The sequence below is a fragment of the Belliella calami genome (assembly GCF_022549695.1).
In the GTDB taxonomy this organism is placed as follows: Bacteria; Bacteroidota; Bacteroidia; order Cytophagales; family Cyclobacteriaceae; genus Belliella; species Belliella calami.
The window spans coordinates 106,994-122,355 of record NZ_JAKZGS010000012.1; the positions used below are offsets into that span (position 1 = coordinate 106,994).

The 15,362-nt window shown below is 39.1% G+C and carries 10 protein-coding genes; 9 read left to right on the forward strand and 1 reads right to left on the reverse strand.

Going from position 1 to position 15,362, the window contains the following annotated elements; translation table 11 throughout:
• Nucleotides 1-119 precede the first annotated feature (119 nt).
• Genes MM236_RS14070 through MM236_RS14085 form a run of 4 tightly spaced genes read left to right on the forward strand, consistent with a single transcriptional unit; the run spans nt 120 to nt 7,305 of the window.
• Nucleotides 120-3,200 (forward strand): SusC/RagA family TonB-linked outer membrane protein, encoded by a 3,081-nt coding sequence (locus MM236_RS14070; RefSeq protein ID WP_241275626.1) that lies wholly within the window; start codon nt 120-122, stop codon nt 3,198-3,200.
• Nucleotides 3,201-3,205: 5 nt separating this feature from the next.
• Nucleotides 3,206-4,678 carry a RagB/SusD family nutrient uptake outer membrane protein gene (locus tag MM236_RS14075; protein WP_241275627.1) on the forward strand — a complete coding sequence of 491 codons (1,473 nt, stop codon included), beginning with the start codon at nt 3,206-3,208 and terminating at the stop codon, nt 4,676-4,678.
• A gap of 12 nt (nt 4,679-4,690) precedes the next feature.
• The gene (locus MM236_RS14080) at nt 4,691-6,172 is read left to right on the forward strand and encodes a PKD domain-containing protein (protein ID WP_241275628.1); all 1,482 of its coding nucleotides are present in this window, start codon (nt 4,691-4,693) and stop codon (nt 6,170-6,172) included.
• A gap of 11 nt (nt 6,173-6,183) precedes the next feature.
• Nucleotides 6,184-7,305 carry a glycoside hydrolase family 16 protein gene (locus MM236_RS14085; RefSeq protein ID WP_369415210.1) on the forward strand — a complete coding sequence of 374 codons (1,122 nt, stop codon included), beginning with the start codon at nt 6,184-6,186 and terminating at the stop codon, nt 7,303-7,305.
• A gap of 68 nt (nt 7,306-7,373) precedes the next feature.
• On the opposite strand, the gene MM236_RS14090 is transcribed toward MM236_RS14085, so the two are convergent.
• Nucleotides 7,374-7,856: a DUF4199 domain-containing protein gene (locus MM236_RS14090; protein WP_241275630.1), complete on the reverse strand. Its 483-nt coding sequence runs from the start codon at nt 7,854-7,856 to the stop codon at nt 7,374-7,376.
• A 185-nt stretch (nt 7,857-8,041) separates the two neighbouring features.
• On the opposite strand from MM236_RS14090, the gene MM236_RS14095 reads away from it, so the two are divergent.
• The 5 genes from MM236_RS14095 to MM236_RS14115 all read left to right on the forward strand — a co-directional run bounded on the left by MM236_RS14095 (nt 8,042) and on the right by MM236_RS14115 (nt 15,173).
• A complete protein-coding gene (locus tag MM236_RS14095) occupies nt 8,042-9,730 on the forward strand; it encodes a potassium channel family protein (protein ID WP_241275631.1) in 1,689 nt (562 codons plus the stop codon).
• 92 nt (nt 9,731-9,822) lie between these two features.
• Complete coding sequence (locus MM236_RS14100) at nt 9,823-10,980, forward strand: glycosyltransferase family 4 protein (RefSeq protein ID WP_241275632.1); 1,158 nt, start codon at nt 9,823-9,825, stop codon at nt 10,978-10,980.
• A 31-nt stretch (nt 10,981-11,011) separates the two neighbouring features.
• The gene (locus tag MM236_RS14105; RefSeq protein WP_241275633.1) at nt 11,012-12,064 is read left to right on the forward strand and encodes an NAD-dependent epimerase; all 1,053 of its coding nucleotides are present in this window, start codon (nt 11,012-11,014) and stop codon (nt 12,062-12,064) included.
• 34 nt (nt 12,065-12,098) lie between these two features.
• Nucleotides 12,099-13,145 carry a dTDP-glucose 4,6-dehydratase gene (rfbB, locus tag MM236_RS14110; protein WP_241275634.1) on the forward strand — a complete coding sequence of 349 codons (1,047 nt, stop codon included), beginning with the start codon at nt 12,099-12,101 and terminating at the stop codon, nt 13,143-13,145.
• A 165-nt stretch (nt 13,146-13,310) separates the two neighbouring features.
• On the forward strand, nt 13,311-15,173 hold the full coding sequence (locus MM236_RS14115; RefSeq protein WP_241275635.1) for a M1 family metallopeptidase: 1,863 nt from the start codon (nt 13,311-13,313) through the stop codon (nt 15,171-15,173).
• The last annotated feature ends 189 nt before the right edge of the window (nt 15,174-15,362 follow it).

Sequence of the window (15,362 nt, forward strand, 5' to 3'; positions counted from 1 at the left end):
TCTATATGTAGTGTTTTTGTGAAATGATTTTTTTCATGTTGATGTATTAATGATGTATAGCTAATTTTTGATTTGATTAAAGATATTTACTACTTGTACTATCAATAAATCCAAAACAAATGAGAAAAATTTTATTACTGTGTTTTGCCTTTGCTCTGAGTTATGGAGTGTGGGCTCAATCATCACTAACCAAGGGAAAGGTTACAGATGAAACGGGATTTCCTCTTCCTGGTGTCAGTGTACTCAAAGTAAATTCAACCGTTGGTACTGTCACAGATCTTGATGGGAATTATAGTATCAATGCTGCGACAGGAGATGAGCTTCGTTTTTCATTTATAGGTTTCAAATCCCAAGTTGTACCTGTAGGAAGTAGTAGCGAAATCAATGTAGTTCTGGAAGAAGATCTAACCAATTTGAATGAAGTGGTTGTTATTGGTTATGGTTCTGCTACTAAAAGGGAGTTGACAGGTGCTACGTCACAAGTTAAAGGTGAAGCGATTGAGGCGATGAATATGCCTCGTGTGGATCAGGCACTTCAAGGGAAAATCGCCGGTGTAAACATTACAACAAATTCCGGTGCTCCTGGAGGAACTTCTAATATCAGAATTAGAGGTATAGGTACTTTTGGAGACAATGACCCGCTTATCTTGGTAGATGGAGTCATCTACGATGCAGCTGGGTTAAATGCGCTCAACCCAAATGACATTGAATCTGTCAATGTATTAAAAGATGGGACGGCCGGTATCTATGGTGTAAGGGCCGCCAACGGTGTGATTTTGATCGAAACTAAAAAGGGTAGCCTAGGGTCAAAACCGAGACTTGATTTTAATGCCTATTATGGTGTGCAGGAAACAGCTAGAAAACTAGACTTGCTCAATGCAAGAGAATATGCAATTCTTAAAAATGAAGCTTTTGCAGCAGGTGGACAGGCTTTGCCTTTCAATAATACCGCTTTGGGTGAAGGTACAAATTGGCAGGATGCGGTGTTTCAAGAAGCACCTATCCAAGAATATAATATGACCGTAACAGGCGGGACTCAAAAGACCTCTTATTCGATTGGGGGTTCTTATTTTGCGCAAGAAGGAATAGTTGGAGGTCCAAAGGCGAATTTTGAGCGTTACAATGCCAGAATCAACTTTACGACTGAATTGGCTCCAAGAGTGAAATTCACAAATGTATTATTGTTTACAAGAGAAGAAAGCAGTGGATTAGCTCAAGGTGGAATTGGTTCGGTTCTCTATAACACAATCAATGCCTATCCTACAGAAACTATCAGAGTTGGAAACAGGTACTCTTATTTGGAAAATGTCAATGACATTATCAATCCAATTGCTCAGATGGAGAATACCTACAACAACAATTATGTAAATAAGCTTGTAGGTAAAGAAGAGATAGAGTACAAAATCAATAGCAATTTCACTTGGACTGGGCGTGTAGGGTACAACTACGCAATGGTAGATTCCAAGACTTTCAACCCATTGGTATGGTATGGACCTGGTAAATTTGCCAACTCTGCCAGAAATGAAAACCTTGATCCGGTATTGGTAGATGTGGGAGGTTTAGAGATTGAGAGAGGTGCAAGTGTGTCTGAGTCCAGAAATACTTTTTTGGATTACAATCTTGAAACATTTTTGAACTATGAGAATTCTTTTGGTCAAGATCATAGAGTGAAAGGAATGTTTGGACTTTCCTTGGTAGGAAACAGAAGTGAAGGACTAAACGGCACAGGTTTCAACATACCTAACAATGATTTGAATTTTGCAGATATCTCTGCAAATCAAGCTCCAGGTGGTTTCTTAAATAATGTGGGGTCATTCCAAAGCAGACAAAGGCTTACATCGGCTTTTGTTAGAGGTGAGTATGATTACAAGCAGCGTTACTTTGTATCTGCAATCTTGAGAAGAGACGGATCAACCAATTTTGGGCCAAACAACAGAATCGGTTATTTCCCCGCAATCTCAGGTGCTTGGTTGATTTCAGATGAGTCTTTCTTCAACGTGAAGGCGATTGATTTCATGAAGCTAAGAACCAGTTTTGGTGTATCCGGAAATGATCAGATTGGTTTGTTTCGATATCGTGGTTTGCTGAATGGTTCTGCTACTTATGTTTTCAATGACTTGATCGTCAATGGTGCGGCTATTGGAAATACTAGTAATCCTGATTTGAAATGGGAAACGACCTACCAAACGAATATTGGTTTGGATTTTTCATTGTTCAATAGCTTAGATTTCACAGCAAACTATTTCATCAAAAACACGAAAGACCTATTGTTTCAGCCAGATGTTTCAGCATTATTAGGTTCTTATGGGCCAGGTGGTTCACCTCCCGTGATTAATGCAGGTGATGTGTTGAATAGAGGACTTGAATTGGAACTAGGATATGGCACCAATAGGAGTGAAGGAGTGAATTTCAGGTTTGATTATAATGTGACTTTTTTGAAAAATGAAGTTACAGCTGTGCCAGAAGGATTTGAATTTATCCCAGGAGCTGCCTTTAGTGTCGGCGGAAATGTAGCTACAAGATTCCAAAAAGGTTTCCCAATAGGATACTTTGTGGGTTATCAGACAGATGGTATTTTCCAAACAGCGGAAGAAATTGCTTCCAGTCCAGTAGCCCAGCCAGGTGCACAGCCTGGTGACTTGAAATTTGTCGATCAAAATGGTGATGGAGTAATCAATTTTGGAGATGATTCTGACAGAACCATGATTGGTTCTCCAATTCCAAATATGATAATGGGTTTCAACTTTAATGTTGATTTCAAAGGTTTTGACGTAGGAGCGAATGTTTATGCTGCTTTGGGGCAGGATATCATCCGAAATTATGAAAGACAGCAGCCGTTTGCAAACCAGCTTGCTTACAATATTGACAGATGGACAGGTCCAGGCACTTCAAATGAAGTCCCAAGATTGACTACAGGAGCTACTAGGAATACTGTTTTTTCAGATTTCTATGTAGAAGATGGTTCTTTTGTGAGATTGAGAAATGTTCAGCTTGGATATACAATTCCAAATACAATTTCCCAAAAAATTGGCATTCAATATTTCAGGTTTTATTTAGCCGCCAACAACCTCGTTACCTTGACAAGGTATCAAGGATTTGATCCGGATGTGGGATCAGGAAATCCACTTTTTGCAGGTGTAGATAATGGGATTTATCCTCAGGCACGCACATTTATGGCAGGTTTAAATATTAAATTTTAAAAATCATGAAAAATACATATAAATGGTTACTATTCATGCCTTTATGGATATTTACCGCATGTGACAGTTTATTGGATATAGATCCTGAGTTTACCCAGGATGCAGAAAACTTCTTCAATACAGAAGAGGATTTTAACAGGGCGATCATTGGGGTTTATGACATGATGCAGCCAGCATATCTGAATATGTGGATAGGTGAGATTGCATCTGACAATTCTATAGCTGGTGGAGAAAGTGTCAATGACAGTAGAGGTCTTCATGAGATCGAAAGTATGACTCATGGCGGGGTCAATGAAGAGTTGAGAGCAGTGATGCGAGTGAATTATACAGGTATTGCAAGGGCTAACTATATTTTCGAAAATCAAGATAATCTTGATTTTGCAGGTAAGGATCTAATTCTTGCAGAAGCAAAAATGATGCGTGCATACTTCTATTTCAATTTGGTGACATATTTTGGAGATATGCCTTTGATCGTAGATAGAAGGTTGTCTATCAATGAAGTGTCTAATACCCCTAGGGCTCCAAAAGCTGAAATTTATCAGCAAATTGAGTCAGACTTAAGGGATGCCATTGCAGTGCTTCCTGCTACTGTCAATGAAACAGGTAGACTGACAAGTGGTGCAGGAAAAGCACTATTGGGTAAGGCGCTTTTGTATCAAAACAAATATGCTGAAGCAGCTACTGTTTTGGGCGAGTTAATAGATAACAATCAGGGTGGGTATGGTTTATTTTCGGATTATACTACACTATTCTATGCAGCTAATCAAAATATAGCAGAGGACGTATTGACAATTCAGTTCAGTGGACTCCAAGGTGGAGATTATGGTTGTTTGGTTTGTCTGAATGGAAATGCAGCAGTAGGGTTTCATAGTATAAGATTATATAATGGCCCACTCTATGCAGATGGCAATAGCTATAATCTGCCTACTCAAGATTTGTATGATTCTTTTGCAGATGGTGATATCAGACGAGATGCGACAGCTTTGAATCTTGATGAGTTCATTGCAGCACAGCCAAATGCTTCAGAGATCACCTATGCAATTGGTGGTGGTGGTCATACAGGTTTTTTCAACAATAAGTATATCAAAAGGTTAAATGAAAGAGGGCTTCCTGATGATGACCTTACAAGCCCCTTGAATTATAGAGTAATCAGATGGGCTGATGTATTGTTGATGGCTGCGGAGTCTTTTCAAAGGTCAGGAAATGATGGAAGGGCAAGAACTGAATTGAATAAAGTTAGAAGCAGGGTTTCGATGCCTGCTGTGAATAGCTCAGGTGACGCGCTTTACCAAGCTATTCTCAACGAAAGAAGGTTTGAGTTGTCTGGGGAAGGTTATAGATTCTTTGATTTGGTAAGAACAGGTCAGGCTGCTAGCAGAATCAATGGATTTGTTACAGGTAAACACGAGTTGTTTCCCATTCCTCAGGTTGAAATTGATCTTGCTGGTGGTATTTGGAATCAAAATCCTGGCTATTAAAACAAAAATCACATGAAAAGATATTTAAAATATATATGGTTAATGCTGCCAATATTGGTTTTGGCAGCCTGTGTGGAGGAATATTCCTTAGAAGGAAACCCACCTACAGAAGCAGAGGCAAATTTCGGCTTCCAGCCAACAGCCACTAGTGACAATATTCTCCAGTTTACTGCTGATAATGACTTTTTCATTATGAATTGGGATTTGGGAAATGGAGCTACAGGAACAGGTAAAACCGTGACAGGAACTTATCCATTGGCAGGTACTTATACGGTTACGCTCACAGTTTTCAATAATGCAGGAAATGTATCATTTAGTAGAGAAATAGAAATCGCGGAGACAGATCCTCTTCTTTTGGATAAGCCATTATTTAATGCTCTAACAGGTGGAGCTGCAGCTACAGAAGGTAAAACTTGGAAGATTGACGCCTCTCGTCCTGGACATTTTGGTGTAGGGCCAAACCCATCTGCAGCGGGAGATTTCCCTGAGTGGTATGCAGCCCAAGCCAACGAAAAAGAAGGTTCTGGAATGTACACTGATAGATATACTTTCTTCTTGGATGGGTTCAATTTCAATATGGAGACCAACGGTTTTGTTTATTTGAATGCAGCTCAAGGAAGTAGTTTCCCAGGAGCTTTCGATCCAGGTGTAGGAGATCTTTCTGCTCCATATGAAGCTCCTGATAATTTAAAATGGAGCATAATCGAACCTGAAGGGGCGTATCCTGAATTGACTATTTCTCCAGGAGGATTTTTGGGATATTTTGCCGGAGGTAGAACTTACCAAATAATCAATATTGAGGAGAATGAATTGTTTTTGAGAATGGTAGATCAAGCAAATACAGAACTGGCATGGTATATCCGTTTGATCCCGGAGGATTTTGATCCTGGGGAAGAGCCAGAACCAGAGCCTGAGCCTATTGATCCTACTGTATTCGCCTTGCAGAGTTTGATTGGAGATGGGACAAAAGCATGGAGGCTAAAGCCAGCAGCGGGGGCTTTTGGTGTTGGGCCAGGGCCTGGCAGTGATGCGTTTTTCCCTAATGGAAATGATATTTCTGAAGACAGAGCTTGCTTGTTCAATGATCTATTTATTTTCAGCGAAGGAGGTCAATTCTCTTACGATCCCCAAGGTGATATTTTCGCAGAGTCGTACATGGGTACTGGAAGTGAAGGTTGTCAGCCAGCTTCCAATCTAGTGGGTACTCCAGGTGAAGCTTGGGGGCCAGGTACACATTCGTTTTCTTTAACAGAAGCCACTGCTACCGAAACAGCAAAGATTACGGTAACAGGTACTGGTGCTTTTATCGTACTTCCAAAAGCATTTAATGGTGGGGAATACGGTGCTGGCCCTCCTGAAGCAAATAGATCAGTTACATATGATGTGATTGGTTATGTCAATGAAGGAGGTCAGGAAGAATTAACCATCACAATCAATATTAATGAAGCAGATGGTATATTCTGGTCATTTGTTTTGATTCCTGATAATGATTAAAAATGATAGTTATGTTTAAAATGATTCAATTCTTGTTCGTTTTTCTAACGCTTGTTGGTGCTAATTCCTGCACACAAGACGAAGTTGATGAACAAGTTATCCTTCCTACTAACTTGGAAGTGACTATTACTGAACTGGAAAACGGGATGGTTAAAGTAGGTTTTTCAGCTGAAAAAGTGAATTTCTTCAGAGTGAGTTTCGGTGTGAACAATAGCTCTCCTGAGCTTGTCTCAGGCAGAGAGGTGACATATAGATACGATCAGGTCGGAGAATACACTATTACTGTTCAGGCACATGCCACAGAGGCTGATTTCATCAAAAAGGAAGAAACCGTAACTATCACTGAGCAATCTCTTGGCATTGGATTTCCTACTTCTGGATTTGAGTCTCCAATAACTTATGATGGATACTCTTTATCATGGAGTGACGAGTTCAATACTTCAACTTTATCCAGTGATTGGGTTTTCGAGATCGGAGACGGGTGTCCCGGACTTTGTGGTTGGGGGAATAACGAGTTGCAATACTATCGGAGAGAAAATACAGAACTCAAAGATGGCTATTTGGTAATCACGGCAAAGCAAGAGAGTATTGGTGGTAGAAACTATACATCTTCAAGATTGAAAACACAAGGTAAACAAGTGTTTCAATATGGTAGGATCGATATTCGTGCAGCATTACCTAAAGGTCAAGGGATTTGGCCTGCTTTCTGGATGCTTGGCGAAAGTATTACAGACATCAGCTGGCCAGCATGTGGAGAAATTGATATCATGGAGATGGTAGGAGGAAGTGCAAGTGGTAGGGATGATACTGTGCACGGCACACTTCATTGGGACAACAATGGGAGCTATTCATACAAGGGCGGGAAATTGACTCTCCCTGGAGCAGCAAAGTTGGCAGACAATTTCCATGTTTATTCCATTATTTGGGATGAAAATAAGATTGTTTGGTTACTGGATGATGAGGTGTTTCACGAACAAGATATCAGTCCTGCAGCGATGGATGAATTTAGAAAACCATTCTTTTTGTTGATCAATATGGCGGTTGGTGGAAATTGGCCAGGTAATCCTGACGGAACGACAATCTTACCTCAGCAAATGGCGGTGGACTATGTTCGTGTATTTGAGAAAAATTAAGACCTATTAATAATACATTGTAGTTATTCCTATTATTGAAAGACAAAATGGGCTGTTGGAATTTTCCTTCAGCCCTTGTTTTTTCTTGTAAAAATAGCCACAACTAAAGTTGTGATCGTGCCTACAATTGGGGCGAAAAGGACGCTTTGGTATATATAATTTTCTAAGTTGAAGTATACCTTGGCTTCATCTTGAGTCATCTGTCCGGAGTTCACTGTGTATTCTATGATATTTGGGAAGTAATCGGGTGTGATGTACATGGTGGTCAAAAATTGAGAAATAGGAGTCAAAAGTGTGACGAATAGCGTAATGATCAGTCCTGAATAAACTCCCTGTAAGTAAGTCATTTGTCCTTTGTAGTGATTTTTTCTTTTATCCAAGAGTGCAAAAATGTATATAGCAATAGAAGGAATGGCGACTATATTTGTGTAGATAGCATGCTTGGATATAAACCTGTCATGAAGTCCAAAAGACTTTTCCAACAATACCCAAACCAATCCCATTAGGATAAAAATCACAGCCCATTTAAGTTCAATTTTTAGATTATTCATATCATTGACATTTTTATGTGTGGAGTATTATAAAAATACAAATAATTGGAGTTATAAAATCAGTAATTTTAAAAGTATTCTATTGTTTGGGAAATCGTGTGACATGAGAGAGTCAGTTTCATGTTTCTGTAGATAATACCTATATTTCTGCAATTGAAAATTTTAAACGGATAATTAATAAAAAAATGAAATTTCTTTCAGCTCAGGTAACATTGTTATTGAAAAACAAACCGGATCGTAGGAACCTGAAAATTCTTTTTAAGTTTATTTTGGTTCTTTTTGTAATGATAACTGTCTTTTCTATCATCTTTCACTTTTTGATGATTCAAGAAGGACAATCTTTCACATTTATCACAGGTTTTTATTGGACTTTGACTGTAATGTCCACTTTGGGTTTTGGAGATATTACTTTTCATAGTGATGCAGGTAGATTGTTCTCCATTATTGTGTTGTTGTCGGGGATGTTGTTTTTATTGGTTTTGTTCCCATTTACTTTTATCAACTTTTTTTATTCTCCATGGATGAAGGCGCAAGAACAAGCTAAAGTGCCGAGTGAGCTACCTAACAATACCCGTGGGCATGTAATATTGACACGTTACGGTCCAGTGACAGAGGCATTGATCAAAAAGCTCAATAGATTCAATTATAAATATGTTGTCTTGGTAGAGGACTTTGCAGAAGGATTGCGCTTGCGAGAATTGGGGATAAAGGTAATGTTGGGTAGTTTGGTAGATCCTGAAGCATATAAAGCAGCAAGGGTAGAAAAAGCCGCACTTGTAGCTACGACCGAATCTGATGTGTTGAACACCAACGTAGCATTTACGGTTAGGGGGATTTCGAAAACAGTCCCTATTATTTCAACTTGTAGTTTTGAGCACTCGGATGATATCCTCAAACTGGCAGGGAGTAATCATGTGCTTCATTTGGGTGAAATTATGGGTTTGTTTCTTTCCCGCCGTGCCAATGGTGGGGATGCACGTGCTCATGTAATTGGTCGATTTGATGAGCTGCAGATAGCTGAGGCCATGGTGACAGGTTCTTCCTTGGTTGGTCAAAAACTCAGAGAAACCAATCTAAGGCAAGAAATTGGAGTAAGTGTGGTAGGTGTTTGGGAAAGAGGGAAATTCGAATCTCCTCAACCTGATACTTTGATCTCAGCAAGTACAGTTCTGGTTTTAGCTGGTTCAAAAGAACAAATAAACAGCTACAATGAAGCCCACGGGGTCAAATCAGAGTTTAATTCTCCTGTGATAATAATCGGTGGAGGGAGAGTAGGGAGGGCTACAGGAAGGGCCTTGGCAAAGCGAAATATTGATTATAGAATAGTAGAAAAAGATGTTTCAAGGATTTTTGATCGAGAAAAAACTGTTTTTGGAGATGCAGCAGAGTTTGAAATTCTAAAAATTGCAGGGATAAATGACTCTCCCTGCGTGATCATTACTACCCATGATGACGATGTCAATGTATATCTAACTATTTATTGTAGAATGTTGAGGCCAGATATCCAGATTATTACAAGATCTACTTTGGAGCGGAATTTGGGGACGATGCATAGAGCTGGTTCTGATTTTGTAATGTCTTATGCTTCTATGGGTGCCAATACTATCTTGAATTTGCTACAAAGGTCAGATATATTGATGGTAGCTGAAGGACTTGACCTGATAAAGGTGAGGGTTCCAAAGAAATTGGAGGGTAAATCAATTATGGAATCTTCAATCAGAAAAGAAACAGGATGTACCGTGATCGGTATTAGGAATGAAGTTTCAATACAAATCAATCCTGAACCAGAAACCATTTTGAAGAGAAGTTTTGAGATAATCTTAATTGGTACGGTGGAATCTGAAAATAAATTTTTTGAAATCTATGGTAAGTAGTCCGTTTTTTGCATTTGTGGAAAAGTCATGGCTTTATATTCAAATTAAAAAGGAATAAAACGCTATCTTTGAAGTTTTAACACAGAAATTTAATGCCGAAATTAATTCGAATAACAACTGTCCCTATATCACTCAAACTTTTGCTTTCTGGACAGATGAAATTTATGAAGGATGCAGGTTGGGAAGTGCTGATGGTGAGTGCTGATGGAAGAGAGATTCAAGAAATCACCAAAAAGGAAGAGTCACCCCACCACATCATTCCATTTACAAGAAGTATTACCCCATTTTGGGATTTATACTGCCTCTGGTTACTGTTCAAGCTTTTCAGAAAAGAAAAGCCAGACATAGTCCATACCCATACTCCAAAAGCAGGTTTGCTTGGTATGATTGCAGCCAAGTTTGCTGGAGTCAAAATTAGGATCCATACTGTGGCAGGGATGCCTTATATGGCAGCTGATAAAAACAAGAAAAGCCTTTTGATGAAAGCCGAGAAGTGGACGTTTAGTTACGCTACCGAAGTTTGGCCTAATTCAGAATCTCTCCAAAAATTTATTTTGTCTGAGAAATTGGTGGATTCTTCAAAAGTAAGAATCGTTGGATCAGGCTCTAGCAATGGGGTAGACCTCAATGTTTTCAATAGGCAGTCTTTAAAAGAAAATCATCTAGTAGCAGCGACGATGCGGATTTTGCCAGGTGAAAATGAGTTTATAATCCTTGGGGTTGGTAGATTGGTAAAAGATAAGGGGATAGAGGATTTGGTGAAGGCGTTTTTGTCATCCAAGATTGTCAACAAATCGAAACTTGTTCTTTTGGGCTCCTTTGAGCAGGATTTGGATCCAATAGATGATCAAATCTTGAGACAGATTCAAGACCATCCAAAAATCATACAAATAGAATGGACAGATCATGTGTCCCATTATATGGCCATTTCGGATATTTTGGTTCATGCTTCCCATAGAGAAGGTTTTCCGAATGTTCTTTTGGAGGCGGCGGCAATGCAGTTGCCTATCATTTGCTCAAATATTATTGGCAATAAAGACATCGTGAATGATAGAAAATCAGGGTTGATGTTTCCTGTCGGCAAAACTGATGTCATCAAAGATGCATTGGAGTTTGCATTCGTCAAAAGAGAATTCATGCAAGGTTTGGCAGACAATCTTTATCATGAAGTAATCGCAAAATATGATAGGAAGATCATGCATCAAAACATTTTGAAGCAATATTACAGACATTTGGAGGGAGAGGCTTGAATCAAATAGTTAATTATCTAATTTTAAGAATATGAAATATTTTATCACTGGGACTGCCGGATTTATCGGATTTCACCTTACAAATGCCTTGATTAAAAGAGGTGATGAGGTTTTTGGAGTAGATAACATCAACGACTATTATGACGTGAACTTGAAGTATAATCGACTTGAAGAGGCAGGGATAAGTAAGGAAGAAGTCGCATTCGGAAAGGTAGTAAAGTCAAAAAAACTTCAAGGTTACTCCTTTATGCAATTGGACATTGCTGACAAAAACCAATTGTTGGATATTTTTAAAAATGAAAATATTGATGTTGTGGTAAATCTTGCGGCTCAAGCAGGAGTAAGGTACTCATTGGAAAATCCCGATGCATATATTCAGGCAAATATTCAAGGTTTCTTGAATATACTGGAAGCTTGCCGTGCCTACCCTGTGAAGCATCTGGTGTATGCATCATCGAGCTCAGTATATGGATCCAATACCAAGATGCCATTTGCTACTACAGACAATGTTGACCATCCGGTCAGCCTTTATGCCACTACAAAAAAGGCTAACGAACTGATGGCGCATACCTATAGCCATCTGTTTGGAATCCCAACTACGGGCTTAAGATTTTTCACAGTATATGGGCCTTGGGGAAGACCAGACATGGCTTTGTTTCTTTTCGCTGATGCGATTGACAACGGGAGAGCAATCAAAGTTTTCAATCATGGGAAAATGAAGCGGGATTTCACCTATGTGGATGATATTGTGGAGGGCATCGTGAGAGTTTCTGATAAGCCGGCTTCAGCAAATCAAAATTGGAAAGGTGACAATCCTGACCCAGGAAGTTCGCAAGCACCGTATAAAGTGTATAACATCGGAAATAGCAATCCAGTAGAATTGATGGATTATATAAAGGCATTGGAAAAGGCGATGGGCAAAATTGCAGAAAAAGAAATGTTACCAATACAGCCAGGAGATGTTCCAGCCACTTTTGCAGATGTAAGTGATTTGGTAAGGGACACAGGTTATTGTCCCAATACTTCAGTAGAAGAGGGAGTGGCGAAATTTTTCGATTGGTATAATACATATTTCAAAAAATAAAGATCAGATAATCTAACCTTTAACTAATCATATAATGTCTAAAAGTATTTTAATCACCGGAGGGGCAGGATTTATAGGGAGTCACGTTGTGCAGCTTTTTGTAGAAAAGTATCTTGACTATAAAATTATAAACCTGGACTGCTTGACTTATGCAGGAAACTTAGAGAATCTAAAAGAGGTCGAAAATGCCTCGAATTATATTTTCGAGAAAGTAAATCTTTTGGACGTTGACGAATTAAGGCGGGTTTTTGAGGTTCATCAGGTCACTGATGTCATTCACCTTGCAGCAGAATCCCATGTAGATAGATCCATCTCTGATCCACTAGCATTTGTAAATACTAATGTGATCGGAACGGTGAATTTGCTGAATGTGGCAAAGACCTATTGGAGAGATCTTCAAGACCATCTTTTTTATCATGTTTCTACAGATGAAGTTTATGGCTCCTTAGATCATGGTGGTTTTTTTACTGAAACGACTCCTTATGACCCCCAGTCTCCATATTCAGCTTCCAAAGCAGCTTCGGACCATTTCGTGAGAGCCTATTCAAATACCTATGGGATGAAAACAGTCATCACGAATTGTTCCAATAACTATGGTCCAAATCAATTTCCTGAAAAATTGATTCCACTTTGTATCCATAACATCAAAAACAATAGACCACTTCCAGTATATGGCAAAGGAGAAAATATAAGAGATTGGCTATTTGTAGTAGATCACGCTAGGGCAATTGATATGGTATTTCATAAGGGGAAAGTTGGAGAAACTTACAATGTCGGGGGATTCAACGAATGGAAAAACATCGATATCGTGAAATTGCTTTGTCAAAAAATGGATGAAAAGTTGGGTAGGGAAACTGGGTCTTCAGAGAAGCTGATAACCTATGTCACAGATCGTGCAGGGCACGACATGCGTTATGCAATAGATGCCAGCAAAATCCAAAATGAACTGGGCTGGGAGCCAAGCTTACAGTTTGAAGAAGGTATTTCAAAGACGATAGATTGGTATTTGGACAATGAAGATTGGCTGAATAGTGTAACATCAGGGGATTACCAGAAGTACTACCAAGAGCGCTACAAATGAGATTACTGAAATCCAAATTTTCCAATTTGCATTAGCAAACGGCAAAAATGGAGACGCTAACATTTATGAATTTTCCTGAATTGAAAGCTCTAATTCCTAGATATTTTATCAACGGTTTTATGGCAAATGGATTTTGGATTATTTTAGCAAAAAAACCTAAATAATATGATTAAGAGATTAAGGTTTGCCGTTGGTGTTCTTTCCCTAATGGGGATTGCTACATTGACACATGCGCAAAAAGACCGCTTTCAGCAGAAAGTGAAATATGATATGGATGTGAAAATGGATGTTGTGAAAAATCAATATACCGGCACACAGAAGCTTCATTATACAAACAATTCACCTGATACGTTGGATAGGGCATTCTATCATTTGTACTACAATGCTTTTCAGCCAAACAGTATGATGGATGTAAGATCAAGAACCATAGCCGATCCAGATAGGAGAGTTAGGGATAGGATTCAAAACCTTACTCCTGAGGAGTATGGAATATTAGAAGTCAAATCTTTGAAAATGAATGGTAAAATCGTTGATTTTGATCATGAAGAGACGATTCTCGAAGTAAGCCTTGCAGATCCAATTCTTCCGGGAGAGACTGTTGTATTTGACATGGAATTTTTTGGTCAAGTTCCACTTCAAGTAAGAAGAGCAGGGAGAGATAATGCCGAGGGGATCCGCTACTCAATGTCTCAATGGTATCCAAAAATGGCCGCCTATGATGTAAGAGGATGGCATGCAAATCCATACATCGGAAGAGAGTTTTATGGGAATTTTGGAGATTTCGACGTGAAGATCACGATTGACAAAGATTACCTTTTGGGAGGAACTGGATATCTGGAAAATGCAAATCAGATAGGTAAAGGATATGAAGATGAAGGAGTGAAAGTTCCAGCAACAAAATCAAAGGAATTGACATGGCATTTCACTGCTCCAAACGTGCATGATTTCATGTGGGCAGCTGATCCAAAGTACACCTTGGTAAAGAAACAGATGGAAAATGGTCCAATGGTTCATTTGCTATATGTGAAAGATGAAAAGACGGAAGAGAATTGGGGGAAATTGATGCAGTACACGATTGATGCTATTGAGTATTGTAGTGAGAATTTTGGTAAGTATCCTTACGATCAATATTCAGTAATACAAGGTGGTGATGGAGGGATGGAATATCCTATGGCCACTTTGATCACTGGCCACAGAAACCTAAGAAGTTTGGTTGGTGTGACAGTTCACGAATTGATACACAGCTGGTACTATGGTGTACTGGGATTCAACGAATCATCAGAACCATGGCTAGATGAAGGTTTTACCACTTGGGGAACAAGCGTGGTGATGGATGCGGTGTTTGAAAAAGACCCTGATTTTGTTCATAACGGAAGTTATAGATCATATTTTAGACTGGCAGGAGCTGGTTACGAAGAGCCTTTGACGACACATGGTGACCATTATAATTTGAATTCTGCATATGGGCCAGGTACCTACAACAAAGGCGCGGTGTTCGTAGAGCAAATGTCTTATGTAGTCGGAAAAGAAAATTTTGACAAAGCATTGCTGAGGCTTTGGAACGATTTCCAATACAAACACCCTAATGGCAATGACGTGATCAGGACTTTTGAAAAAGTCAGTGGTTTGGAGTTGGATTGGTATTATGATTACTTTATTGCATCTACTAAGCAAATAGATTATGGTGTCAAGGCTGTGGAAGCTGCTGGAAATGATACCAAAATCACATTAGAACGCAAGGGAATGATGCCTATGCCTCTTGATGTGGTAGTTACATATCAAGATGGATCGCAAGAATTGATATACTTACCATTGGTAATCCAAAGAGGAGAGAAGCCAGAAGAATCAGGTATGCCTAAAAGAGTTTTGACACAAAAGTGGCCTTGGACGGACTACACTACTGAAGTGAAATTAGCAAGACCTATTTCAGAAGTCAAAAGTGTAGAAATCGATCCAAGTATGAGAATGGCCGATGTGGATAGAGATAACAACAAACTGGAAGTGTCTGTGGAAATGGAGAAGAAGTAATTAGCTTTCTGTTTTATAAAAAGAAGCCGTAGATGAATCATAATCTACGGCTTTATTTTTTTGTTTGAAGTGAAATAATCATATTATGACTATCCACCGCTTTCTTGTACGTAACCAAACAATAGATGGTCGGATGAACGATTTGTGGTTCTGTTGACAGTGAACTGTTGTATGCTGACGAGTATCCGC